This window comes from Planomicrobium sp. CPCC 101079, assembly GCF_007859275.1.
In the GTDB taxonomy this organism is placed as follows: domain Bacteria; phylum Bacillota; class Bacilli; order Bacillales_A; family Planococcaceae; genus Planococcus.
Genome location: NZ_VOHC01000011.1, coordinates 262,886 through 288,005, shown reverse-complemented (window position 1 = coordinate 288,005; position 25,120 = coordinate 262,886). Strand labels below are relative to the sequence as shown.

24 protein-coding genes are annotated in these 25,120 nt (G+C 46.8%); 1 reads left to right on the top strand and 23 read right to left on the bottom strand.

The genetic code is table 11. The features are described from left to right. Positions 1-11 precede the first annotated feature (11 nt). The 5 genes from lpdA to FQV28_RS05890 all read right to left on the bottom strand — a co-directional run bounded on the left by lpdA (position 12) and on the right by FQV28_RS05890 (position 6,777). Positions 12-1,439, bottom strand: coding sequence for a dihydrolipoyl dehydrogenase (gene lpdA / locus FQV28_RS05910; RefSeq protein WP_146494641.1), 1,428 nt, complete (start codon positions 1,437-1,439; stop codon positions 12-14). A gap of 23 nt (positions 1,440-1,462) precedes the next feature. Continuing rightward, positions 1,463-2,548 carry a butyrate kinase gene (gene buk / locus FQV28_RS05905; RefSeq protein ID WP_146494640.1) on the bottom strand — a complete coding sequence of 362 codons (1,086 nt, stop codon included), beginning with the start codon at positions 2,546-2,548 and terminating at the stop codon, positions 1,463-1,465. Positions 2,549-2,569: 21 nt separating this feature from the next. Then, the gene (locus FQV28_RS05900) at positions 2,570-3,664 is read right to left on the bottom strand and encodes a Leu/Phe/Val dehydrogenase (protein ID WP_146494639.1); all 1,095 of its coding nucleotides are present in this window, start codon (positions 3,662-3,664) and stop codon (positions 2,570-2,572) included. Between the two features lie 22 nt (positions 3,665-3,686). Continuing rightward, on the bottom strand, positions 3,687-4,598 hold the full coding sequence (gene yqiS, locus FQV28_RS05895; protein ID WP_146494638.1) for a phosphate butyryltransferase: 912 nt from the start codon (positions 4,596-4,598) through the stop codon (positions 3,687-3,689). A gap of 133 nt (positions 4,599-4,731) precedes the next feature. After that, positions 4,732-6,777: a sigma-54 interaction domain-containing protein gene (locus FQV28_RS05890; protein ID WP_146494637.1), complete on the bottom strand. Its 2,046-nt coding sequence runs from the start codon at positions 6,775-6,777 to the stop codon at positions 4,732-4,734. Positions 6,778-6,902: 125 nt separating this feature from the next. Between FQV28_RS05890 and FQV28_RS05885 the strand changes: the two genes are divergently transcribed. After that, entirely contained in the window at positions 6,903-7,136 is a 234-nt protein-coding gene (locus FQV28_RS05885) for a DUF2627 domain-containing protein (protein ID WP_146494636.1), read from the top strand. 65 nt (positions 7,137-7,201) lie between these two features. Here the strand turns inward: FQV28_RS05885 and FQV28_RS05880 are convergent, their stop codons facing one another. The 18 genes from FQV28_RS05880 to FQV28_RS05795 all read right to left on the bottom strand — a co-directional run bounded on the left by FQV28_RS05880 (position 7,202) and on the right by FQV28_RS05795 (position 25,073). Further along, a complete protein-coding gene (locus tag FQV28_RS05880; protein ID WP_146494635.1) occupies positions 7,202-7,645 on the bottom strand; it encodes a plastocyanin/azurin family copper-binding protein in 444 nt (147 codons plus the stop codon). Between the two features lie 328 nt (positions 7,646-7,973). Then, positions 7,974-8,723, bottom strand: coding sequence for a sporulation transcription factor Spo0A (gene spo0A / locus FQV28_RS05875; RefSeq protein ID WP_146494634.1), 750 nt, complete (start codon positions 8,721-8,723; stop codon positions 7,974-7,976). Between the two features lie 35 nt (positions 8,724-8,758). Beyond that, entirely contained in the window at positions 8,759-10,456 is a 1,698-nt protein-coding gene (gene recN, locus FQV28_RS05870) for a DNA repair protein RecN (RefSeq protein WP_146494633.1), read from the bottom strand. An 18-nt stretch (positions 10,457-10,474) separates the two neighbouring features. Then, on the bottom strand, positions 10,475-10,924 hold the full coding sequence (gene ahrC / locus FQV28_RS05865; protein WP_106532627.1) for a transcriptional regulator AhrC/ArgR: 450 nt from the start codon (positions 10,922-10,924) through the stop codon (positions 10,475-10,477). Between the two features lie 97 nt (positions 10,925-11,021). Continuing rightward, on the bottom strand, positions 11,022-11,843 hold the full coding sequence (locus FQV28_RS05860) for a TlyA family RNA methyltransferase (RefSeq protein WP_146494632.1): 822 nt from the start codon (positions 11,841-11,843) through the stop codon (positions 11,022-11,024). Next, positions 11,840-13,744 (bottom strand): 1-deoxy-D-xylulose-5-phosphate synthase, encoded by a 1,905-nt coding sequence (dxs, locus tag FQV28_RS05855; protein ID WP_146494971.1) that lies wholly within the window; start codon positions 13,742-13,744, stop codon positions 11,840-11,842. Before dxs ends, FQV28_RS05860 begins: the two co-directional genes overlap by 4 nt. Positions 13,745-13,837: 93 nt before the next feature. Further along, positions 13,838-14,716 carry a polyprenyl synthetase family protein gene (locus tag FQV28_RS05850; RefSeq protein ID WP_146494631.1) on the bottom strand — a complete coding sequence of 293 codons (879 nt, stop codon included), beginning with the start codon at positions 14,714-14,716 and terminating at the stop codon, positions 13,838-13,840. After that, the gene (gene xseB / locus FQV28_RS05845) at positions 14,713-14,949 is read right to left on the bottom strand and encodes an exodeoxyribonuclease VII small subunit (RefSeq protein WP_146494630.1); all 237 of its coding nucleotides are present in this window, start codon (positions 14,947-14,949) and stop codon (positions 14,713-14,715) included. The genes FQV28_RS05850 and xseB overlap by 4 nt, the downstream gene beginning before the upstream one ends. Before the next feature lies 1 nt (position 14,950). Then, positions 14,951-16,303, bottom strand: a complete 1,353-nt coding sequence (gene xseA / locus FQV28_RS05840) for an exodeoxyribonuclease VII large subunit (RefSeq protein ID WP_146494629.1) — start codon at positions 16,301-16,303, stop codon at positions 14,951-14,953. Between the two features lie 70 nt (positions 16,304-16,373). Then, positions 16,374-17,249 (bottom strand): bifunctional methylenetetrahydrofolate dehydrogenase/methenyltetrahydrofolate cyclohydrolase FolD, encoded by an 876-nt coding sequence (gene folD, locus FQV28_RS05835; protein ID WP_146494628.1) that lies wholly within the window; start codon positions 17,247-17,249, stop codon positions 16,374-16,376. A 15-nt stretch (positions 17,250-17,264) separates the two neighbouring features. Continuing rightward, positions 17,265-17,654 (bottom strand): transcription antitermination factor NusB, encoded by a 390-nt coding sequence (gene nusB, locus FQV28_RS05830; RefSeq protein WP_146494627.1) that lies wholly within the window; start codon positions 17,652-17,654, stop codon positions 17,265-17,267. A 228-nt stretch (positions 17,655-17,882) separates the two neighbouring features. Then, the gene (locus FQV28_RS05825; RefSeq protein WP_146494626.1) at positions 17,883-18,281 is read right to left on the bottom strand and encodes an Asp23/Gls24 family envelope stress response protein; all 399 of its coding nucleotides are present in this window, start codon (positions 18,279-18,281) and stop codon (positions 17,883-17,885) included. 19 nt (positions 18,282-18,300) lie between these two features. Continuing rightward, entirely contained in the window at positions 18,301-19,650 is a 1,350-nt protein-coding gene (gene accC, locus FQV28_RS05820; protein WP_146494625.1) for an acetyl-CoA carboxylase biotin carboxylase subunit, read from the bottom strand. Positions 19,651-19,663: 13 nt separating this feature from the next. Further along, positions 19,664-20,170 carry an acetyl-CoA carboxylase biotin carboxyl carrier protein gene (accB, locus tag FQV28_RS05815; protein ID WP_146494624.1) on the bottom strand — a complete coding sequence of 169 codons (507 nt, stop codon included), beginning with the start codon at positions 20,168-20,170 and terminating at the stop codon, positions 19,664-19,666. Between the two features lie 124 nt (positions 20,171-20,294). Beyond that, entirely contained in the window at positions 20,295-20,852 is a 558-nt protein-coding gene (gene efp, locus FQV28_RS05810) for an elongation factor P (protein WP_146494623.1), read from the bottom strand. Between the two features lie 17 nt (positions 20,853-20,869). Further along, on the bottom strand, positions 20,870-21,937 hold the full coding sequence (locus FQV28_RS05805; protein WP_304608780.1) for a M24 family metallopeptidase: 1,068 nt from the start codon (positions 21,935-21,937) through the stop codon (positions 20,870-20,872). Continuing rightward, a complete protein-coding gene (gene aroQ / locus FQV28_RS05800; protein WP_146494622.1) occupies positions 21,934-22,374 on the bottom strand; it encodes a type II 3-dehydroquinate dehydratase in 441 nt (146 codons plus the stop codon). The genes FQV28_RS05805 and aroQ overlap by 4 nt, the downstream gene beginning before the upstream one ends. Positions 22,375-22,514: 140 nt before the next feature. After that, positions 22,515-25,073: a vitamin B12-dependent ribonucleotide reductase gene (locus FQV28_RS05795; protein ID WP_146494621.1), complete on the bottom strand. Its 2,559-nt coding sequence runs from the start codon at positions 25,071-25,073 to the stop codon at positions 22,515-22,517. Positions 25,074-25,120: the final 47 nt, after the last annotated feature.

Sequence of the window (25,120 nt, the reverse complement as noted above, 5' to 3'; positions counted from 1 at the left end):
GATTTCCTCCTTTAACTATGAATCGCTTTGCCGTCGACCGCTAACGCCGCTTCACCCATGATTTCTGATAGCGTCGGGTGCGGATGGATCGTATCGGCGATTTCCCATGGAGTGGCATCCAGAACCATGGCCAGGCCAGCTTCTGAAATCATATCGGTAACATGGGGACCAATCATATGGACGCCTAGAATATCATTTGTATCTTTGTTTGCAATAATTTTCACAAAACCATCAGATTCGCCGTAAACAAGCGCTTTTCCAATTGCCTTGAATGAGAACTTGCCGACTTTGACATTATAGCCTTGCTCTTTCGCCTGCTCTTCTGTAATGCCAACACTCGCTGCTTCCGGATTGGAATAAACACAGCGCGACACCAAATCGTAATTGATCGCATGCGGGTTGTTGCCTTTAATATGCTCTACAGCTGTAATGCCTTCGTGCGAAGCAACATGGGCAAGCTGAAGGCCGCCGATAACATCGCCGATTGCGTATATATGGGATTCTTTTGTCTGGAATGATTCCTTAACTTTGATAAAGCCTTTTTCTATAACAATATCTGTATTTTCCAGGCCGATATTTTCAATGTTCGCTTGGCGGCCTACTGATACCAGCATTTTCTCAGCGTTGAACGACTCCATAATGCCTTTGATCTCTGCTTGGATCGTTATCCCGTTGTCGCCGGTTTCGAGTGTATCCGCTGTCACTTTTGCACCAACAGCGAACTTAATGCCCTTTTTCGCCATCAGCTTCTGCATTTCTTTTGATACGTCTTTGTCTTCAGTCGGAAGAATGCGGTCCGCATATTCGATGACCGTTACTTCAACACCAAAATCATTGAGCATCGACGCCCATTCGATTCCAATAACGCCTCCGCCGACAATCAGAATTGATTGGGGCAGTTCTTCCATTAACAAAGCTTCATCAGAACTCATAACAAATTTGCCGTCAATGGCTAAACCAGGCAACGTCCGCGGACGGGATCCGGTTGCAATGATGACATTATTTGGAATAAGCATTTCATTTTCTTCGCCATTATTCATTTCGACCGATACCGTACCGGCATTCGGGGAAAAGATGGACGGCCCGAGAATGCGGCCGATTCCTTCATATACATCAATTTTGCCTTTTTTCATCAATCCTTGGACACCAGCGTGCAGTTGATCGACGATGCCTTGTTTGCGCTGCTGGACACGCGAAAAATCAAGCGACACTTCTCCGGTTTGAACACCGTAGTCCGCTGCATGATTTTTTGTCGTGGAGTAAACTTCAGCGCTTCTGAGCAATGCTTTGCTTGGGATGCACCCTTTATGTAGGCATGTACCACCGAGGTTGCCTTTTTCAACAATCGCTGTTTTCAAGCCAAGCTGGGACGAACGGATGGCAGCTACATAACCGCCTGTTCCGCCTCCGAGAATGACTACATCGTAATTTTGAGCCATAAAGATGGCCTCCTTTTTAACTTTTATCCATTTGGATAGATTTTCGCTTTTTCTTCACCTTTTAATACACGCACCGCGCCTTCAGCCAATGCTTGAAGTTCGTTTTCACCTGGATGCACAGCTACGTCCGCAATCCAACTGACGCGTTTTGAAATGGACTCGACAAAGCCTTTGCCGTAGGCCAGGCCACCCGTCAAAATGATTGCGTCGACATTGCCTTTTAGAACAGCGCTGGCAGAACCGATTTCGCGTGCAACTTGATAAGCCATCGCTTCGTAGACCATTTCAGCCTCTTGGTCACCTTTTTGGATGCGTTTCTCAACCGTGACAGCGTCATTGGTTCCTAAATACCCGACCAAACCGCCTTGCCCTACCAATTTTTTCATGATTTCATGGCGATAATATTGCCCCGAGAAACACAATTCCACCAAATCACCCGCCGGTACAGTACCGGCGCGTTCCGGACTGAACGGTCCATCTCCGTGAAGGCCGTTATTGACTTCGATTACTCGCCCTCCGGAATGGACGCCTACAGTGATGCCTCCGCCCATATGGGTGACGATTAAATTCAACTCTTCGTATTTTCGGCCCTGGTCTTTCGCATAATGCCTGGCGACCGCTTTCTGGTTTAAGGCATGAAAAATCGACTTGCGGTCAATCAATGAAAAGCCCGAAATGCGGGCAATTGGATCCAGCTCATCGACAACTACTGGATCGACGATGAACGAGGGGATATTCAACCCGCTTGCAATTTCAAAAGCGATAATGCCTCCTAAATTGGATGCATGCTGGCCTGAATAGCCCTTCCGCAAATCTTCTAGCATGGCATCATTGACTGAGTAAGTTCCACCTTCAATCGGGCGCAGAAGCCCGCCCCTTCCACATACCGCAGAAAGGTTGGAGACGTTCATCCCTTCTTCATCAAGGGCTTCTAGAATCGTCTGTTTGCGAAAAGCGTATTGATCGATAATAGAGGAAAAGCCGGCAATCGCTTCGGCAGAGTGCCGGATGGACTTTTCCATGATCAGGACATCGTTGTCAAAAACGCCGATCTTAGTCGAAGTTGAACCAGGATTGATGACTAGTACCCGATACAGCTGTTCTTGCACAGCGGCCCCTCCGTTCTGTCTTTAGCGTCTGCTAAGAATATTGTGTTCATTGCGCAAAAATTGGCTGCGTGAAGTCCGGACGCGTTCGATGCGCTCTTCTGCCATGCGGTCAGCTGCGATATAGCTTGGAACGTTGTCGCGTTTTGAGATTTCAAAGATTTTTGTGATGCTGTCGTAAATTGTTTCAACACGCTTCATTGCGCGTTCTTGGTTATAGCCGTATAGCTCATCTGCAACGTTGATAACACCGCCGGAGTTGATAACAAAGTCAGGAGTATAAACGATGCCGCGCGCTTCCAGTTCGTCGCCGTGGCGAGCTTCTTTTAATTGATTGTTTGCAGCGCCAGCTACTAATTTCACTTTTAATTGCGGAATGGTTTCGTCATTAATGATGGCACCCATCGCACAAGGCGCAAAAATATCCGCTTCTTGTGAATAGATTTCATTCGGCTCTACTGCAGTTGCGCCAAAATCATTGACCGCTCGCTGCACGGATTCTTGGTTGATATCTGTGACAATCAGCTTTGCGCCTTCTTCATGAAGGTGTTTGCAAAGTGTATACGCAACGTTGCCGACGCCTTGTACCGCTACTGTTTTGCCTTCCAGTGAATCGTCGCCAAAAGCTTCCAAGGCGGCTGCTTTCATTCCGGTATACACACCGTAAGCTGTCACCGGCGAAGGATTGCCCGATGAACCAAATGCTGGTGATACGCCGGTTACAAAGTCGGTTTCCTCACGGATCAAATCCATATCGGCAACAGTTGTACCCACATCTTCAGCTGTGATGTACCGCCCGTTCAAGCCTTGGATAAAGCGGCCAAACGCACGGAACATTTCTTCGTTTTTATCTTTTAACGGATCACCGATAATTACCGTTTTGCCGCCGCCCAGGTTAAGGCCGGCCGCTGCGTTTTTATATGTCATTCCGCGTCCAAGGCGGATGGCGTCTTCAATCGCTTCTTCCTCTGTTGCATAGTTCCACATGCGTGTACCGCCAAGTGCCGGTCCGAGTGTTGTGTCGTGGATACAGATGATTGCTTTCAAGCCGGAATTTTTATCTTGGCAAAAAATCAATTGCTCGTAGTCGTGCTCTTCCATCTTTTTGAAAATTTCCATTGTCAGTTCCTCCTAGTGGGTCTCATGAAATAGTTGATGAACAGATTGCTAAAGCGAGCGAAAATAACTTGCTTTCTGCGCTGTCTGCGCGGGATGTCAAGACGATTGGCGCTTTTGCACCGGCAATGACCCCTCCCACTTTCGCATTAGAAAAGTATACCAATGATTTGTATAAGATGTTGCCGGATTCAATATTCGGCACGAGAAGAATGTCGGCTTTGCCGGCGGTATCCCCCAGTATTCCTTTGTGTGCAGCCGCTTCAGGCGAAATGGCGTTATCAAGCGCCAATGGCCCGTCGACAATGCAGTCTGTGATTTGTCCGCGCCGGTTCATGGCAGTCAAAGCTGCGGCATCGAGCGTGGCTTGCATATTCGGATTGACCACTTCAACCGCAGCCAGCGGCGCCACAATCGGCTTCTCAACGCCGACAGAACGCGCAATCCGAACGGCGTTTTGGATAATTTGGGCTTTTTGTTGAAGATCCGGGGCAATATTCATCCCCGCATCTGTAATAAAGATCAATCGGTCGAATCCTTTGATTTCAAAAGCCGCCACGTGGGATAACACATTGCCAGTGCGCAAACCGAAATCAGGATTCAAAACAGCTTTTAAAAGAACAGCTGTCGGTATATGGCCTTTCATCAGTACATTGGCATCATTCATGTAAACTGACTTTACAGCTTCTTTGGCTGCTTGTGCAGCACCTTTGACGTGAAATGTCTGTATTCTCGGATGGTATTCCAAATGAGGAAAGCTGTTTTGGATCAATGCCTTTAGCTTCGACTCATCATCATACAACCGGAAACTGGCTAATCCATGCCCTAAAGCTAAACTTACTGCCTCCAATACCGCACTGTCAGCAGCTGCTGCAACTGCAACAGAATTTTCTTCGTTTTCCGAAATGCTGTCTACCAAATCGGTTAATGTGGTCATATTTGGTCACCCCATTCCTTTTTATTAAAACAGATAAAACCCAATGATATAAGGCATGTAAGCGTTTTATTTCACTTTTCAGCCCTTATATTCTGCAAATAATTGCAAAACCGTGCAAGGTTTTGCAAAATGTTTAGTTCAATCCATATTTTTCTAATTTATAGTACAAGGTCCGCAATGAAATTTCGAGTTGTTTGGCCGTCTTTGATTTATTACCTTTAAATTGTGTAAGCGCATGATGCAAAATCGCCCGCTCTACAGTATCCAGCTGTTCTTGCAGCGGAACAGACGCTTCAACGACCACTTCATTTTTGGCTTCTGCCGCTTTTAGCATATTCAGCGGAATATGTTTTTCGGTCAATACATGCTCATGCATCTGCATGAAAATCATCGAACGACTGATGACATTCTCAAGCTCCCGGACATTGCCAGGCCAGTCATAGACGCGCAAAAGCTGCAGCGCTTTGTCGGTGATTGCCTCCACTTTTCGGCCGTATTCCTGATTAAGCTTCAAAAGCAGCCGTTCCGCGATGCTTGGAATATCTTGCTTGCGGCTGCGCAGCGGCGGAAGCAAGATAGGCATCCGGTTCAGCCGGTAATACAAATCTTCCCGAAAGGTCCCATCAAGCAACGCTTTTTCCATATTGGCGTTGGTCGATGCAATAACCCGGACATTGACCGGTATCGGTTTTGTTCCTCCTACGCGAAGCGTTTCATGTTCTTGCAAAACACGCAGCAGCTTGCTTTGGATCGCAGGTGAAAGTTCCCCGATTTCATCAAGGAAAATGCTGCCGTTATTCGCTTCTTCAAAAAGCCCGCGCTTTTCTCCGCTTTTGGCAAACGGAACCGCGCCTTCTTCATAGCCGAAAAGCTCGCCCTCCAGTATTTCTTCAGACAGCGCTGCACAGTTGACGCGCACAAACTTGTTATATTTCCGGTCGCTCGCGCTATGGATAGCATGGGCAAACAATTCTTTCCCTGTTCCGGATTCACCGCGCAGCAAAACGGTGACCAATGTTTGTGCCGCAAGTTTCGCCTGCTGAAGCGACAGCTGCATTTCAGATGAATTGCCGACAATATCATCAAACGTGTATTTCGACTCCAGTGTCCGGATGATGCTGCGTGCACGGTCCAACTCCTTCATCAAGGATCTGATTTCAGTCGTGTCATGGATGACGCCGACACTGCCTTTTAATTTATTGTCGACGATGATCGGCGCTACGTTGACAATCACTTCCCGGTTTGCAGGGCCGACTTTCATTTTAACGCCGCGGACCGGCTTGCGGGTCTTCAGCGCTTTAAAATGCATGCTTTCCCCTTCTGAAATATCGGCTGAAGCTGGCTGGCCGATCACGTCTTCGGTCTGCAAACCCGTAATGCGCGTATATGCCGGATTGACGATTAACCCGTTGCCCTTTTCGTCTACAACTGAAATGGCATCGTCGCTTGACTGGATGATTGCTTGAAGCATCGTCTGGACTTCTTTTAAATCGGTAATTTCTTCTGCCAACGACACAACTTCCGTAATATCTTTGAAAACCGCAAAAGCGCCGATAATTTCTCCGTGTTCATCAATCATCGGAAATCGGGAAGTCACAATTTTCGAGCCGTTCTGCAATTGCAATTCCTTATTTAGTTCAGTCCGGCCGCTTTCGCAAATTCGCGGCAGTTCGCTCATGGAAATTAATTCGTGGATGTGCAGGCCGATAGATGAAGCAATATCGACTTCAAGCATGCGTGCTGCACTTTTGTTCAGAATAATGACACGGCTGTTTTTATCAATTCCAACCATGCCTTCTTCAATGGAATTGAAAATGATTTTTTGTTTATGGCTTTCTTCGCTTAATCGCGTAATAAAGTGCTCTTTTTCATTGAGCAAATTGACGAGCACATTGGCAATGCTGCCTGGAATAATGACCGTCTTTTTCAAAAAATGGATTTGCAAATCGCGTTGGACTTCATCGCTGCCAGTTGCATTAAAGACGATATCAACATCGGATTTCTCAAACTCACGATAAGTTTCAACAGTGCGAATGCCGCTTTTTTGAGCGGTATGGATGGCAGTAGCATCCAGATTGATATCCACTACGCCATGGACATGTAAAAAATCAGATTCCAAGAGCATTTTCAAAATGGCAGATCCACCAATGCCGCCCCCGACAATCAAAACATTTTGCAACTTCGTTCACACCCCTAACTAAATTCCATGCAAAAGCTTGCACTCCTTTCTTTAGCGTAACGCAGGATGGATTTCTTGACAACTCTAATGGAATTGGGAACAATAGAGCTTGAAGGAGTGGAAACATGGGACGTTTTTTAGCATTTTTAGTCTTGCTTATTCCCGGCATTATGGCTGCTTATGGCATAAAGCTTATGCGTGATACATTGTTTAACAAACTATTGGAACCTTTTCCGGCATTATGGCTGCAATTCACACTTGGTACGATTTTCGTTGTGCTTGGCATCGGCTTTTTCGCAGGTTTTTTGCTCAACCGCGACCGCAAAAAAGGCAATGTCCAAAAAAGATTCCAGAAATAAAAAAAGCTTCCGCCATGCTGCGGAAGCTTTTTTTGTCCGGCCTGCTATAATGCGAAACCACTTTATTAATCGAACGTAACATTATGTTCAACATCGTCTTGATTGGTCCAAGTAATCACAGTTCCAGGTTCTACAGTAATGGTTTTATCCGCAAACTTAAAATCAGCAATATCGATCGCGGCTTCGCCAGAATTAGCAGCTCCTTCTTCTACAGTGACAATCATTTGCATTTTCGGATGGGGTTGGCAATGAATCGGAAACTCTCCAGGATCACTAAAAACATAACTGGTTGTTTCTCCTTTAGCCAAAAGCGGAGAAGCTTCACCACTGTTAGCTTCCGGGGCATCCTGTGCATTCGCTTCATTTCCAGTTTGACCCTCTACATCCGGACCTTCTTCCATTTCCTGCTCAACCGCAATCATATCATCTTCTGCCGGTTGAGTTTCTGTGCCATAGGCTCCCGTCAACAACAACCCTCCAATAAGAAAAACACCCGATCTTTTGTTCATATGAACTTCATCCTTTCAAGAATAGTGGATATAAAGAAAAAGGAAACCGGCTGCAGCTTTTCTTATTGGACGCGTATTATCAACTCTTCTTACTTGCTAGTATGCGCGTGAACCAGAAGACAAGCAACCGGTTTTTGGTCCTCACAATTGAAGATCTCCTTTCTTGTTTCTTGTTTTTGTTTTCTGAGTTTTCCTTATGTAAATTATTACAATTACTTTTTTAACATTTTTTATTTAGGTTTATAGAAAAAAGCCTATTAAACGGAATCGTTTAATAGGCTTCTTCAATATATTTAAATTCTTTTTAATATAAAAAAAGGAGTCCGCTTCAATCAAATTTCAGGCTTTCAGCCACCATTGCTATGAATTGTGAGTTTGGAGGCTTAGCTTCCAGATGTTCCTCGCTATAGCCGAATATTTTAGATAATTGCTTGGTTTCGTTGTTGCTCCAGGCGATTTCAATAGCGTTACGAATCGACCGTTCTACACGCGGCGGTGTTGTGTCGAACTTTTTTGCTACTCCTGGATACAACAACTTGGTCACTTTGTTCAGCATGTCCGGATCGTCCAACACAAGTGAAACGGCTTCTTTCAAATAAGCATACCCTTTCAAATGTGGAGGAATGCCAATTTCTTTAATGAAATTATTGATGAGTTCGTCCCGCTGCTTTTTCTCAGTTTTCGGATCAGCCGGCGTTTCCCGGTTTTGCATAATGTGATTGATCTGTATCGCAAGCCGTTCTGCTTCAAAAGGTTTCATAATGAAATAAGAAGCCCCATATTCCGCTGCCTGGCTCATAATCGCCTCTTGCCCAAAAGCCGAAAGCATGATGACGGAAATAGCTTTCAAATCTTCGTCTTCTTTTATGGCATCAAGCACAGCAATGCCATCTAAATACGGCATGATGACATCAAGCAACAAAATGTCAACCTGATGTTCTTTTAGCATATTGATGCACATCTTGCCGTTATATGCAATTGCCACCACTTCCATATTCGGCTGGCTGCTCAAGTAATCGCTCATAAGGTCTACTAATTCGCGATTATCATCTGCAATTGCAATTTTTATTTTGTCCATCAACTTCTCCCCCTGGTGACTGTTTCTTGCTTAAATTATCTCATTGCGAGTTTGCGGTCATGGGCGAGGGTCAGAAGCTCTTCAGCGTGCTGCAGCGTCAAATCCGTAATCTCCGCACCAGACAGCATCCGGCTCATTTCCTCGGTGCGTTCCCGCCCGCTAAGCTCATTGACGGCTGTGATGGTCCGCTGGTTTTCAACCCGTTTTTCAATAAACAAATGCTGGTCCGCCATGGCTGCCACTTGAGGAAGATGGGAAATGCACAGCACTTGGGAATGGACGGAAATCGCGGCGATTTTCTCAGCGATGGCTTGCGCCACACGACCGCTGACGCCTGTGTCAACTTCATCAAATATAAGCGACGTCACGCCTTGGTGTTTTGAGAAGATTGTTTTCAGCGCCAGCATCATCCGGGACAACTCACCGCCAGAAGCCACTTTGGTCAGCGGTTTCAATGGTTCGCCCAAGTTGGTGGAAATGTAGAACGAAATGGCATCCCGTCCGTTGCGGTCGAATTTATTGTTTGGCAGCGCGTCAAAAATCACTTCAAACGAGGCTTTGCCCATATGCAGTTCCTGCAATTGCTCCATAATGGCCTGGCCCAGTTGTTTGGCCGCCTTTTTCCGGAGCATAGTCAGTTCCTCCGCTTCAACACGAAGATCTTCGGTCAATTCTTTCAATTTTTCCTGGTCAAGCTGAAGCCGTTTGTCGCGGTTCATCAGTTTGTCCAGTTCGTCTGCCTGGGTTTCCTGATAAAGCAGGATATCTTCCACAGATGCGCCATATTTTCGTTTTAACGACTGGATCAACGCCAATCGCTGTTCGATTTCATTCAGCCGCTCAGGGTCGAACTCCATATCGTCAATAATCCGTTTGATTTCTGCTGAAACGTCTTGGATCTGGTAGAAAGCGCCCGACAGTGTTTCGGAATGGGGCGTAAACTGCTCATCCACGGACGCAGCGTGTTCTAGTTCGGACATTGCCGAACCCACCCAATCCAGCCCTTTCGATTCGCCTTGAATCGCTTCGTGGGCGGCAGACACAGATTCGTAAATTTTGTTGAAATTCTGAAGCTTTTTGCGCTCTTGCAGCAGCTCTTCGTCTTCCCCTGCAACAAGCTCTGCCGCACCAATTTCGCGCAATTGAAAAGTCAGCAAATCGATGCGCTGGGCTATTTGCTGCTCATTTTCATTATACGACGCAAATTCGCGCTTCAAACGGCTGTATTTGTCATAAGTATGCGCATAGCTTTCTCGCGCTTTCGTCAGGCTTCCCCCTGCAAACTGGTCCAATAAATGCAAATGCTGCTTTTCATCCATCAGTTCCTGGGTTTCATGCTGGCCATGGATATCAATCAAGACGCCGCCTATTTCACGCAAAATGGATATTGTCACCAACTTGCCATTGATTCGGCAGACGTTCTTCCCTTTATCGTTCAACTCGCGCCGCAGTACAATGTCTCCATCACTTGAAGGAATGCCGAACTCCTCCAATTTGCGGAAAACGGGATGCCCCTCGTTGTCGAGCGAAAACAAGCCCTCGATTTCGGCTTTCTTGGAACCGTGGCGGATAAACTCCTGGCTTCCGCGTCCTCCGGCCAACAAATGGACGGCGTCAATAATGATCGATTTACCGGCACCCGTTTCTCCTGTCAGGACAGTCAAGCCCTCCGTAAAACTGACGGTCAATGCATCGATGATTGCAAAATTGCGAATATCCAATTCCCTCAGCATAATGATGTCACCTCTTCGTTAAAGCATTTCAATCAAGCGCTGTTTTAAAATTTCCCGGTGCTCGGTATCCCGGCAAATGATCAAGCATGTATCGTCTCCACAAATCGTCCCTAAAATTTCTTCCCATCCGAGATGGTCAATCAATGATCCTATGGCGTGTGCATTCCCCGGCAGCGTTTTCATAACTAAAAAATGGCTTGCCCCGTCAATGCTGACAAATGCGTCCGTCAGCGCCCGGTGCAGCTTCTGCATCGGATTAAACCGCTGGTCTGCAGGCAAACTGTATTTATAGCGCCCATCTTGAAGCGGCACTTTCACTAGATGGAGCTCTTTTATATCGCGCGAGACGGTCGCTTGTGTTACGGCATAACCCGACGCTTTTAATAGGTCGACCAAATCGTCCTGCGTTTCGATTTCCTGGTTCGAGATCAAATCTCTGATTTTTATATGACGTTGCCCTTTGTTCATCGGGACCTCCTTGGATGAATAAATATTCTATATCCTTAATATCGTACCTTTAAACTGACCTAAAAACAAGAAAACACATCCCAAAAAGGGATGCGTTTTACAACTTTTCGTGTGCCGTTTTCACCACTTCATCAACGTCCGCTTCCGATATTTCGTGTATTTCGCTATTTTCATTGGCAGACTGCAAATGAAACAAGAATTCGATGTTGCCTTCGCCTCCAGTAATCGGAGAAAAACTCATATTTTTCACATGAAATCCTGCCTGTACCGCAAACTGCCCTACTTTTAATAACACAGCGCGATGGACTTTCGGGTCACGGACAATGCCTTTCTTCCCGACATGTTCCCGGCCAGCCTCGAACTGGGGTTTTACAAGGGCGATCACATCGCCGCCTGGCACAAGAATCCCTTTCAATACAGGCAAAATGATTTTCAGCGAAATAAATGACACGTCAATGGTCGCAAATTCCGGAAGGCCCTGCTCGAAATCCTCCGGCTTGGAATGGCGGAAATTGGTCCGTTCCATAACCGTCACTCGTTCGTCCTGGCGAATTTTCCACGCAAGCTGATTGTATCCCACATCAAGCGCATAGCAATGCTTTGCTCCGTTTTGCAGTGCACAATCTGTAAACCCCCCGGTAGAAGAGCCAATATCAAGCATCAATTTCCCTTCGACAGACAAATCAAATTCAGCCAGCGCTTTTTCAAGTTTCAACCCGCCGCGGCTGACGTATTTCAGATCGTTGCCTTTCATTTGAAGCGGCGCATCTTCCGGGATTTTTTCTCCTGGCCGGTCCATCCGCTCTTCGTTCGAATAGATGATGCCGGCCATGATGGCCCGCTTCGCTTTTTCACGCGTCTCACAGATTCCCCGTTCGACTAACAAGACATCCACGCGCTCTTTTTTCGGTTTGTTCATAGTGCTTTAAATCCTGCTTTTGTTTGAATTTGGACATGCTTTCTTACTCTATTTACAACTTCATCACTATTCAGATGAATTTCGTCCATCAATTCGGCTACGTCTCCGTGCTCGATAAATTCATCCGGAATCCCCAGTCTGTCAATTACTGCATCCCGGTAACCGGCTTCTTGCGCAAATTCCATCACTGCGCTGCCGAAACCGCCTTGCAGTACCGCTTCTTCAATTGTGATAACCGGCACGCCGCGGCCGAAAATTTCATGGAGCATCGCCGTATCCATCGGTTTGATAAAGCGGGCATTGACCACTTCTGCGCTAATGCCTTGTTCCTCTAAATGCATCGCTGCGTTCAAAGCCATTGGGATCGTAGTCCCAAATGTCAGGATGACAGCTTCAGCTCCCGGTTTCAAGACTTCCCAAGATCCGATCGGCAGAACTTGCAATTCGCTGTCCATTGGAACGCCGAGGCCATTTCCGCGCGGATAGCGGAGCGCAATCGGTCCGTCATTGTACTCGATTGCCGTTTTGACCATATGCTGGCCTTCATTTTCGTCTTTCGGCATCATGATGACCATATTCGGCAAATGTCGCAAGAAGGCGATATCAAAGACGCCTTGGTGCGTTTCTCCATCTGCCCCCACCAATCCAGACCGGTCGATGCCGATAAAGACGTTCAAGTTCTGGCGGCAAACGTCATGGAGCACTTGATCATACGCACGCTGCAAAAACGTCGAATAAATTGCAAGGAACGGTTTCATGTCTTGTGTGGCAAGTCCAGCAGCCATTGTTGTGGCATGCTGCTCAGCGATGCCGACGTCAAACATGCGTTCCGGAAACTCAGAAGCAAAACCTTCGAGTTTTGAGCCGACCGGCATTGCCGGGGTGATTGCCACAATGCGTTCATCGGTGCGGGCCAGCTTCCTTACTGTTTCTGCAACCAGACCGCTCCAAGAAGGTGCTTTGTTCGACGATTTCACTAAATCGCCGGTTTCCGTTTTATAAGGGCCGGTTCCATGCCAAGTACCAATTACGTCTTGTTCGGCTGGCAAAAAACCTTTTCCTTTTTTTGTCAAAACATGCAAAAGGACAGGGCCTTCCACTTTTTTCGCATAGCGAAGGTTCTCTTCCAGCTCTTCCAAGTTGTGCCCGTCAATCGGCCCCAGGTACGTAAAGCCAAGTTCTTCGAAAAAGACGCCGGAAACCAGCAAATACTTCAAGCTGTCTTTGACGCGTTCTGCAGTTGATGCCAATTTGCCGCCTACTGCAGGAATTTTTTTCATCAAATATTCAAGGTCGTCTTTTGCTTTGTTGTATTTGCCTGCAGTCCGCAGTCTTCCCAATACATTATGCAGGGCACCGACATTCGGTGCAATCGACATTTCATTGTCGTTTAAGATAACGATCATATTTGTCTGTTCATGCCCAATATGATTCAAGGCTTCAAGTGCCATACCGCCCGTTAAAGCCCCATCTCCAATAATCGGAATAACGTGGTTTTTGTCTTTTTTGATGTCTCGGGCAGCGGCCATGCCCATTGCTGCTGAAAGCGAAGTGGAGCTATGGCCAGTTTCCCAGACATCGTGGGCGCTTTCATTCCGTTTTGGAAACCCGCACAAACCTTTAAACTGGCGCAAGCTATCAAACTGGCTCGCACGGCCTGTTAAAATTTTATGTACATAGGACTGGTGCCCCACATCCCAGATCAGCTTATCTGCAGGGCTATCAAACACTTTATGCAAAGCAATTGTCAGCTCTACCACGCCTAGATTCGGGCCGATGTGACCGCCTGTTTTTGATAAATTTTCAATTAAAAATCTCCGAATATCTTCACTTAATCGAACGAGCTGCTTGTTGTCCAGCTCTTTTAAGAAAGATGGATTGGTAATCGTATGAAGATCCATTGCCATCACTCACCTTTTCCAAAAATTTTTCCGTAAATAACCTGTTCTCATTATATCAATAGATGGAGAATGCACAAACTGGAGCTCCACAAATCAATTTTTTCTTTGAACGATCAATTCTGTCAGTTCTCGAAGCAAGGCCGGTTCGCCATTCAATGAATTGAGGGCGCTGAGCGCTTCTGTTGCATGAAACTCCAGCTTTTCTTTTGCTTTTGGCAAAGTCAACAGGCTTGGGTATGTGCTTTTTTCGCTCGTTTCGTCCTTGCCGGCCGTCTTTCCAAGTTCTTCAGAAGTGCCGGTAACATCCAAAATATCGTCCTGGATTTGGAAAGCGAGGCCAAGGTGTTCGCCAAAGCGGCTAAGCGCCATAATTTCTTCTGCAGCAGCCTGCGCAAGTATTGCGCCAGCCAAAATACTGTATGTCAACAGGGCGCCGGTTTTCAGGCGATGAACTTGCTCCAATTCTTCGAGCGTCAACTTTTTCTCTTCCCCTTCGATATCGAGTACTTGCCCACCGACCATGCCTTCCGCTCCTGAAGAAACGCTCATCAGATCGATCAGGCGAATTTTATCATCGCTCGAAACATGCTCAAGACGTGCCACAATGCCAAAACTATACGTCAGCAGCGCGTCGCCTGCAAGAATTGCCAGTGCTTCACCGTAGACAACATGATTGGTTGGCATGCCGCGCCTTAAATCATCGTCATCCATGCTCGGCAAATCGTCATGGATCAGTGAATACGTGTGAATCATTTCAATCGCCGCCGCAACTTTCAAGGCGTCGGGATGCTGAATTCCGAATTCTTCGAGGACAGCCAGCAATAAAATCGGACGGATGCGCTTTCCGCCGGCTTGCAGGGAATAATTCATCGCTTCTTTTAATGACTGCGGTACAGCCAGTGAATCGATCAATGCGGTCATTTCTTTTTGGATTAATGGTTCATAGTGTTTTCTGAATTGGCTTAAGTTCATTTAGAAGCCCCGTCCTTTTCAATGTCCACCGGCACTTCTTTGCCGTCGTTCATCATAGTGACAAGCTGTTTTTCTGCATTTTGCAATTTATCATGGCACACTTTAGAAAGTTCCATGCCTTTTTGGTAAAGTGTCAATGCCTGTTCAAGCGGCACATCGCCTTGTTCTAACTGGCGAACAATTTCTTCTAGTTGTTCCATCGCTTCATTGAACATGATTTCTTTTTCTGCCATCTTAAGACTCTCCTTTATCCGTTGGGATCTTGCTTTCTACTTTGGCATTTACCGTGCCGTCCGTCATCGAAATTGCAATGCGGTCGCCTGGTTCCACTTGTGCAATGCTCTTAACGACAACTTCGTCCTTATAAGGGATCGAATAGCCGCGTTCCATAATTTTGAGCGGGCTTAAAGCGTCTAATGTTCGCATAGCTGAAGCAAGCTGCTGAGTGCTGCTTCTCATGCTGCGCTCCATTCCCTGATCCAATCGCCGCGACAAGCTTTCAACATCCATTTCGGATTGCTTGATGCGCTTTAGCGGTATCCGGCTTTGCAGCTGGCTGTCCAGATTTGCACGGCGTTCTTTTGAACGGTTCAGCTGCTGGATGATTTCACGCTGCAGCGAATCGGTCGCCCGCTCGACACGTTCGATGAACGGCCGGTACAAACGGTCGGGATAAGCGAGCGGCAGCGAAGAAGTCAAGCGGTTCAATGCTGCTTTGTCTTTGGAAACCGTGTTTGCAATTGTGCGGTACATGCCGGAACGGTAGCTCAATATGCGGTCGAGCAATTCGGTCTTGCTCGGCACTGCCAGTTCAGCTGCTGCCGTCGGCGTTGCTGCCCGCAAATCCGATACAAAATCTGCAATGGTCGTATCCGTTTCATGGCCGATAGCTGAGATTATCGGAATGCGCGACCCGAAAATGGCGCGTGCCACGCTTTCTTCATTGAATGCCCATAGGTCTTCAATTGATCCACCGCCACGGCCGACAATCATAACATCAAAATCACTTTGGTTGGCCGACTGGATCGACTTTACGATGGACGGGGCAGCGCCTGTCCCTTGCACAAGAGTCGGATACAGTACCACTTTTGCAAGTGGATAGCGGCGGTTCAACGTAATGAGAATATCGCGAACTGCTGCACCTGTTTGGGCTGTAACCACCGCAATTTTCTTAGGGAACCGCGGAAAGCTCTTTTTGTGCGCAGCACTGAACAAACCTTCTCTGCCCAGCTTTTCTTTTAATTGTTCAAAAGCCAAATAATAATCGCCGATGCCATCCGACTGCATCGATTGGGCGTACAACTGGTATTGGCCGGAAGCCTCGTATACTGTGACATCCCCTCGGATCAACACAGTCATGCCACTTTCCGGCTTGAATTTGACCCCTCTGGCATTCGCCGCGAACATGACGGCTGGCAGCCGTGCGGCATTATCTTTGAGAGTGAAATAAATATGGCCGCTCGTATGGATCTTGACGTTCGACAATTCGCCTTTAACATAAACATCCCGCAAATGAGGATCGGCATCAAATTTCTTTTTTATGTATTTCGTCAGCGCCTTGACGCTTAAGTATGGGTCGGTCGACAAAATTTCAACCCCTATCTTGGAAATTAAAAAGCTGTCTTTCTTCCGAAAAACAGCTCTTTTTCTATTTATTTTACATGGTTCTTCCGCTTTTGTCTTTTGTCAGGCCATTTTCAGCCGACTGCACTGTATTTTCCATCAGCATGGCAATCGTCATCGGCCCGACGCCGCCAGGCACTGGGGTTACATAGGATGCCTTTTCAACTACATCTTCAAAATCCACATCTCCGCACAGCTTGCCGTTTTCATCTCGGTTCATGCCGACATCGATAACAACAGAGCCGGGTTTGATGTGTTTGGAATTCAGGAATTTTGCAACACCAATAGCCACAATCAAAATGTCAGCTTGTTTGGTGTAATAAACCAAATCCTTGGTCTTTGAATGAGTATATGTGACGGTCGCATTTTTTTGCAGCAGCATTTGGCCCACAGGCTTGCCGACAATGTTGCTTCTGCCAATGACGACAACATGCTGGCCTGCAGGGTCGATTGCGTAGTGTTCGAGCAGTTTGACGATGCCGTTCGGAGTGCAAGGCAAGAAGGCATCCCGCCCGATCATCATATTGCCGACTGATACCGGGTGGAACCCATCCACGTCTTTTTGCGGGTCGATGGCCATAATAACACTGAATTCATCGATATGCGCGGGCAGCGGCAGCTGAACCAGTATGCCGTGAATATATGGATCGTTATTCAATCCATCGATGGTCGATAAAAGCTCCGCTTCGGTCAAATCTTCCGGGAATTGGAGCAAATCGGAGCGCATACCCAGCGCTTCACATGTTTTTTGCTTGTTTTTCACATATGTATGGGAGGCAGAATTGTCTCCAATGAGCACCACCGCAAGGCCCGGCACAACCCCTTGAGCTTTTAGTTTATCCACGCGTACTTGAACTTGGTCTTTAATTTTTTGGCTTACTGCTTTTCCATCAATGAGTTTCGCAGTCACATTCATTCCTCCAAATCAATTTTCTTGTTCATCGGTAAATTTTGACAGAACGCCATTCACAAAGCGGCTGGATTTTTCATCGCCAAACGTTTTACTCAATTCAATCGCTTCGTTCATGATGACCCGAGACGGTGCATCTTCCATGAAACTAAGCTCAAAGACAGCCATTCTAAGGATAGTCCGTTCAATTTTCGGCAATCGTTCAAGCGACCAATTCTCTAAATGGTCTTTCAATTTTTCGTCGATTGATGCCAGGTTGGAATGGGTTCCTTGAACCAGCAGATCATAAAAATTATCGCGCTGGCCTTCCATAACGTGTTCAATCGCTTCTTCAATCGTCAATTCTGTTCCTTCTAATTGAAATAAGGTTTGGAGCGCCTTTTCTCTTGCTTCGTGTCGTTTCATATCTTTTTTGGTCTCCTTTTTGGGCTAATTATTCCTCATTATACAGGTAATCCACCCGAACTTCCATGTTTGAAATAGTCTGAAAAGACAGTGGCCAAACTTCATTTGGCCACTGTCTTTTCGACGAAGTGCGGAGAGATGCCTTGGCTCGGCCTCCAGTTAAATCTTGAATGTAAAACAAAAAGCTGTCCAATAAGCCGGCGCATAGCCAGCTTGGACAGCCTGTTGTTATTCACTAGGGTGCTGCATTTCAAACTGTACACCCGTAATGTGGACATTCACTTCCTGTGTTTGAAGCGACGTCATGTTTAAAAGCGTTTGGCGAACCTGTTCCTGGATTTTCAAAGCTGTTTGCGGAATCGATACACCATAATTGACGACGCAATAAATGTCGATCGCCAAGCCATCTTGCGCCAGTTCGGTTTTCACGCCTTTGCCGTGCACTTTTTTCCCTAAACGTTCTGCTACTCCAGAAGTGAAGTTGCCCCGCATGCTCGCAACGCCTTCGATATCAGACGCCGCAATGCTAGCAATAATCTCTAACACTTCAGGAGCAACTTGGATATTTCCCAAATCTTGCGCACCTTTCGGTTTCATTTGCACGTAAGAAACTGTTTTTTCAGCCATTTGGTCAATTCCTTTCTTTTTAGGATCCTAGCACATCGTATTTTTCAAGGAATTTCGTGTTGAAATCACCTGATTTGAATACTTCATGATCCATCAACTTCAAATGGAACGGGATGGTTGTGTGCACTCCTTCGATCAAGAATTCGCCAAGTGCGCGTTTCATTTTGGCAACCGCTTCTTCACGTGTGTCCGCGAACGTGATCAGTTTTGCAACCATGGAATCATAGTATGGAGGAATGCTGTAACCTGGATACATCGCTGAATCGACCCGTACGCCCAAACCTCCCGGCGGCAAGTAAATATCTACTTTGCCCGCTGAAGGCATAAAATTCTTCGCTGGGTTTTCAGCATTGATCCGGCATTCAATGGACCATCCCTTAAACGTTACATCTTCTTGCTTAAAAGCAAGTGTCTCGCCTGATGCCACTTTTAACTGCTGCTGGATCAAGTCGATTCCTGTAATCATCTCAGTTACTGGATGTTCCACTTGGATGCGGGTATTCATTTCCATAAAATAAAACTTTTGATTGGCAACATCAAAAATGAATTCCACAGTCCCAGCACCGCGGTAATTGACTGCTAGCGCTGCTTTTACTGCCGCATCGCCCATTTGAGCGCGGATTTCAGGAGTCAAAGCAGGAGATGGCGCTTCTTCAACAAGTTTTTGCATCCGGCGTTGAATCGAGCAATCGCGTTCGCCCAAATGGATGGCGTTTCCGTGTGAATCTGCCAAAACCTGGATTTCAACGTGGCGGAAATCTTCGATGAATTTCTCGATATAGACGCCTGGATTGCCAAAAGCAGCAGCTGCTTCTTTTTGTGTCATGTGAAGGCCTTTTATAAAATCTTCGCGGTTTCTGGCTACGCGAATGCCTTTGCCTCCGCCTCCGGCAGTCGCTTTGATGATCACCGGGAAACCGATTTGCTCAGCGATTTTCAAGCCTTCTTTTTCGTTGGCAATAATGCCGGTCGATCCTGGAACTACCGGTACGCCTGCTTTCCGCATCGTTTCACGGGCCACGTCTTTTGTTCCCATACTCGAAATGGCAGCAGAAGTCGGCCCGATAAACATGATATCCACCGCTTCACAAAGTTCCGCGAAACTGGCGTTTTCTGCCAAAAAGCCGTAGCCGGGATGAATGCCGTCGCAATTGGTCAATTTGGCAACGCTGATAATATTGGAAAAGTTTAAATAACTGTCTTTTGAAAGTTTTGGCCCGATGCAATAAGCTTCGTCAGCCAGCTGGACATGAAGGGCTTCCCGGTCTGCTTCCGAATAAACGGCAACCGTCTCAATGTCCATCTCTTTGCATGCCCGGATGATCCGGACAGCGATTTCTCCGCGGTTTGCGATTAATACTTTTTTCATCGTTATCCCCTCCTCAGTTAGTTTTTACGAGGAATAGAGGCTGGCCGTATTCGACAAGCTGGCCATCTTTAACGAGGATTTCAGCGATTTCCCCATCCACTTCCGCTTCGATTTCGTTGAATAATTTCATTGCTTCGACGATGCAGACAACTTGGTCCGCACTTACTTTTGATCCTGGCTGTACGTAAGCCGGTTCTTCAGGAGAAGGCGACTGATAGAAAGTTCCCACCATCGGAGAAAGAATTGGATGCAGGTTTTTGCTGTTGCTCGCCGGAAGTTCAGGTGCTTCTTCAGAAACCAATTCTTCCGCTTTCGGTGTCGCTGGCGGCACCACCGCTACTGGCGCCGGAGCTGCAGGAGCCGCTGGTGCAGAGGCTCCAGACTGCGCTGCTGGCGCTCCGCTGAAAATTCCACCATTCTTTTTCAGCTTGACTTTCGTGCCTTCGGACTCATATGTGAACTCATCGATTGAAGAGCTGTCCACTAGTTTAATGATTTCACGGATTTCTTGGATTTTCAAATTGTCCTACTCTCCTTTATGTATAGTATTTTGGTCTATTCCATTCTAGACTTTTTCGGGTCTTTTTGAAATAGCTTAGTTATATTTAAAAAAGGCCTCCTTGTTTCAGAGGCCACTTTCAAGCTTACGCGCGAGACACGTATGATGAATCTGTTGTATTGATGATCAACTTATCGCCTTCGTTGATGAAAAACGGCACTTGAACAACGAGTCCAGTTGACAGCTTAGCTGGCTTTGAACCACCGCTTGCCGTGTCGCCTTTGATGCCCGGGTCAGTTTCCGCTACTTCAAGGACAACGGAATTCGGCAATTCAACACCCAGGACTTCTCCTTGGAATTGAATCACTTGAACTTCCATATTCTCTTGAAGGAATTTCAATTCATATTCGATATTTTGTGATGGAAGCTCGATTTGGTCATATGTTTCTGTATCCATAAACGCATGGGAATCGCCGTTGGCATACAAGTACTGCATCTTGCGGTTATCGATTTGTGCTTTAGCAACTTTCTCCCCTGCACGGAATGTTTTTTCGGTTACACTGCCGGTACGCAAGTTGCGCAATTTCGTGCGCACAAACGCTGCACCTTTACCTGGTTTAACGTGTTGGAATTCCATAACGCGCCAAATGCCGTTATCCACTTCAATGGTCACGCCTGTTTTAAAATCGTTTACTGAAATCATGTAAGTTCCTCCGTTTGTTATAAAATACGTAGCTCTTTTGTGGAGTTAGTCAATCGTTCATTTCCTGACTCGGTTATCAGTATATCATCTTCAATGCGCACTCCGCCAATCCCTGGCAGATAAATTCCCGGCTCGACGGTTACAGCCATGCCTGGTTCAAGGACCGTCTCTGATTTAGAAGACAGGCCAGGGGCTTCGTGCACTTCAAGGCCGATACCGTGTCCTGTTGAATGTCCGAATGCTTCACCATAGCCTTTTGACTTGATATAATCACGCGCAATGGCGTCTGCTTCGATGCCCGTCATGCCCGGCCCAATTTTTTCAACCCCCAGCACTTGGGAGTCCAGAACGATCTGATAAATTTCCTTCAATTGTTCGGATGGTTCGCCAACTGCAACTGTCCGGGTAATGTCGGATATATAGCCATTGTATAGCGCCCCGAAATCAAGTGTCACCAGCTCGCCTTGCTCAATCACTTTGCCAGTGGCCACGCCGTGCGGCAATGCTGAGCGCAAGCCCGAAGCCACGATAATGTCGAACGAAGAAGAGGTAGCCCCTTGCTGTCTCATGAAAAATTCAAGTTCATTGGATACTTCCAGTTCGGTGCGGCCAGCACGAATAAATCCGCAAATATGCTCGTAAGCCGCATCTGCTATTTTCGCTGCCTGTTTCAAAATCTCGACCTCATCCGGCGTCTTGATCATGCGGATTTTTTCAATCAGGCCACTGACCGGCTTGAGTTGAGCGTCCAATTTTTCCTGGTACTGGACAAATGTTGCATACGTCATATACTCCTGTTCAAAAGAAATGGTTCCGACGCCGTATTCTTTTGCGAGTTCCGCCACTTCCTCAAGGAGATTGGTTTTCGCTTGCACGACCTCAAATTCAGTTGCTTGCGCTGTTGCTTGCTCGGTATAGCGGAAATCAGTGATGAACCAAGCTTTGTCTTTTGTAACAAGCGCCAGCCCGGCAGATCCTGTAAAGTTGGTTACATAACGCAGGTTGTAGCGGCTCGTCACCAATAAAGCTTCAAGTTGCTGTTTTTCCATTTCAGTGCGTAATTTCTGTAATTTCAATGTAGTCATCCTCTCTGATTCCCTAATAATAAAGCGTGCAACGCCAATTTATAAACGTCTTTGCCAAAACCTGTGATTTGTCCGGCAGCTACCGGTGCTATGTAAGAATGGTGACGGAACTCTTCCCGTTTATAAACATTGGAAATATGTACTTCGATAACCGGCACCTGAATAGCCGAAATGGCATCCCGTATGGCTACACTCGTATGTGTATACGCACCAGCATTCAAAACAATCCCTTCCAGCCCCTCGTCTCCCGCTTGATGAATCCAATCGATCAACTCGCCTTCGTGGTTTGATTGGCGGCACGTCAATTCAAAGTTCTGTTCAGCAGCGAACTCTGCAAGCTCAGCTTCCAGCTCCGCAAGCGTAAATGTTCCATAAGCATCCTTTTCGCGTTTCCCCAGCCGATTCAAATTCGGCCCATTCAAACATAATACCCTCATTTCGCCACTCCTCTCAATCACATCCTTCCCCATTTTATCATACGAAGCAGATCGAGCAACTATTACTATAAGGCTAAGCTGGCTGTTTTTCGCCAAACAAAAAACGCGGCGGCCGAAGCCGTCGCGTTTGGGAGCATGAATCAAAGCCCGCATTTCAATTGAGCGTTGCAGTTGGTGCAAGTGTTGCAGCCGCCCATTTCTTCTACAGTCCCTTTTCGGCAGACCGGGCAAGTGTCGCCTACTTCCGAACCGATCGTAACGTTTGTTGAACGCAGATCTTGAATCGTATCGATAAGGACGATTGGACGTTTTGAGGAAGCTTCTTCTTTATGTTCTTCTTCAAACGTATTTTCTTCCGCTTTCAACGTTAGAACCTGTGAATCACGGCTGCCGTCGACATAAACCGTGCCGCCTTTTGCTCCGCCTTTGTAAAGCCGTTCGTAGACGCCTTCCACTTGCTCGACTGTGTAACCGCGAGGCGCGTTCACTGTTTTCGAGATGGAAGAATCGATCCAGCGCTGGATGATGCACTGAACATCAGCGTGCGCTTCAGGAGCCAAGTCCATCGAAGTTACAAATGCTTTTGGCAAGTTTTCTTCATCCGCTTCTGGATTGTTTTTCAAGTACTCACGGACAATATCCGCTTTTACTTCGATAAATTTACCAAGGCGTCCGCTGCGGTAGTATGTGAATGAGTAGTACGGTTCTAGACCGGTTGATACACCGACCATTGTTCCAGTTGAACCAGTTGGCGCAACCGTCAATAAATGCGAGTTGCGGATCCCTTTTTCAAGCACCGCTTCCCGGATATGTTCCGGCATGCCTTGCATAAAGCCTGTTTCTGTAAAGGCTTTTCGAAGAGCTGCTGTTTCTTCATCAGTCTTGCCGACTAGGAACGGGAAGCTTTCTCTTTCAACTGCAAGTTCTGTTGATTCTTCATATGCAGCAACAGCAATCGTTTTAAAGATTTCGTCTACCAATTGGTTGCCTTCTGGCGATCCGTACTCTTTATCGCAATAGATAAGCAAGTCAGCTAAGCCCATAACCCCAAGGCCAACCCGGCGTTCGCCAAGTGCCTGGATGCGGTTTTCTTCCAGGAAATAAGGCGTTGCGTCAATGACGTTGTCCTGCATGCGCACGCCGACACGGACCGTTTCTTTCAACGCATCAAAATCAACTTGCTTTGTCTCTGCATCAGCGAATTGCGCCAAGTTGACAGCTGCCAAGTTGCAGACAGAATACGGTGCTAATGGCTGCTCGCCGCAAGGATTCGTCGCTACGACTTTTTGGCCATAAGCTTTGGCATTCGTTTTGTCATTGGCATTGTCGATAAAGAAAATGCCTGGTTCAGCCGAATAAGTTGCACAGACGTTGATCAAGTTCCAAAGGTCGCGCGCTTTCATCGTGCGGTAAGTGCGGACTCTATGGCCCATTTTCTCCCACTCGCGGACATCGCCGACTTCATGCCATTGGTCGTTGTAAATGGCCATTTCTTCTTTGGAATAAGACTCGACTGCCGGGAACCGCAAGTCGAAATCCGCATCTTCTTCCACAGCTTTCATGAAATCATCTGTTAATGTCACGGAAATGTTGGCACCCGTTAAGAATTCTTCATTATGGACTGAATATGTTCCGCCATCACGCAATTTCGCTTCAGCATCCTGCATGATTTTTTCGTTGAATCCGCCCATGCCTGGAATTGCCCGGTAATTCAAGATCCCTTGGTACATCGCCTCTTCTTGTTGAGTCAGCGGTTTGAACTTTAATTTGTCATGCGCCAATTTTTTAATCGTTTCATCTTCCGTATTTTCGATCAAGTAGCGAAGGATGCGCGGATTTTGCATTTTCGAAATGATGAATTCCGCGATATCCGGATGCCAGTCAGCGAGCATGATCATTTGGGCGCCCCGGCGTGATCCGCCTTGTTCGACCAAGTGAGTCAGTTTCGCAATATCATCCAGCCAAGAAACCGAACCAGAAGATTTGCCGTTGACGCCGCGAGCTAGCGTATTGCGCGGACGAAGTGTTGAACCGTTCGTTCCAACGCCGCCGCCGCGAGACATGATCTCCATTACTTGCTTGCGGTGATCGGAAATGCCTTCGCGTGAATCCGCTACAAACGGCATTACGTAACAGTTGAAATACGTAACATCCGTATCCGCTCCTGCTCCGTAAAGAACACGTCCTGCCGGGATGAATTTTAATCCGACAAGCTGCTCATAGAATTTCTCGAACCAATGCTGGCGCTTTTCGGGTGTTGTTTCAACAGAAGCAAGGCCGGTCGCATTGCGCTTAGCAATTTGTTCGTAATAAACTTCAAGCGGCTTCTCGATCACATCAAGAGACCTGGAGACGATTCCGGTTTCTTGCTCTTCCGGCTTGTCAATCGCGCTTCTATAGTCTTCTTCGATCCAAACTTGCGCTTTGTTTGCCGCTTTATCCAGCGATACAATGAAGCCAAGTCCCCGAGCCGGGAATTTTGGATCTTCTTTTACTGTCAACACGACAAAATCTCCCGCTTTGAGCGTCTTTTTTTCCGTATCTTTGAACGAGTACCGGTCAATCATGACCAGACGCGAAACCCCTTTATGTGTAATTTTCATATCCGGTGTTACCGCATGGACCTGCGGAAAAGAATTGATATCCTCGTTTAAAGAACCGGCATCAAGTGTGTATTCAGATTTTGTAACAGAAACCATTTGACAATTCCTCCTTCATGTTATATGGAGTCAAACACTATATATAG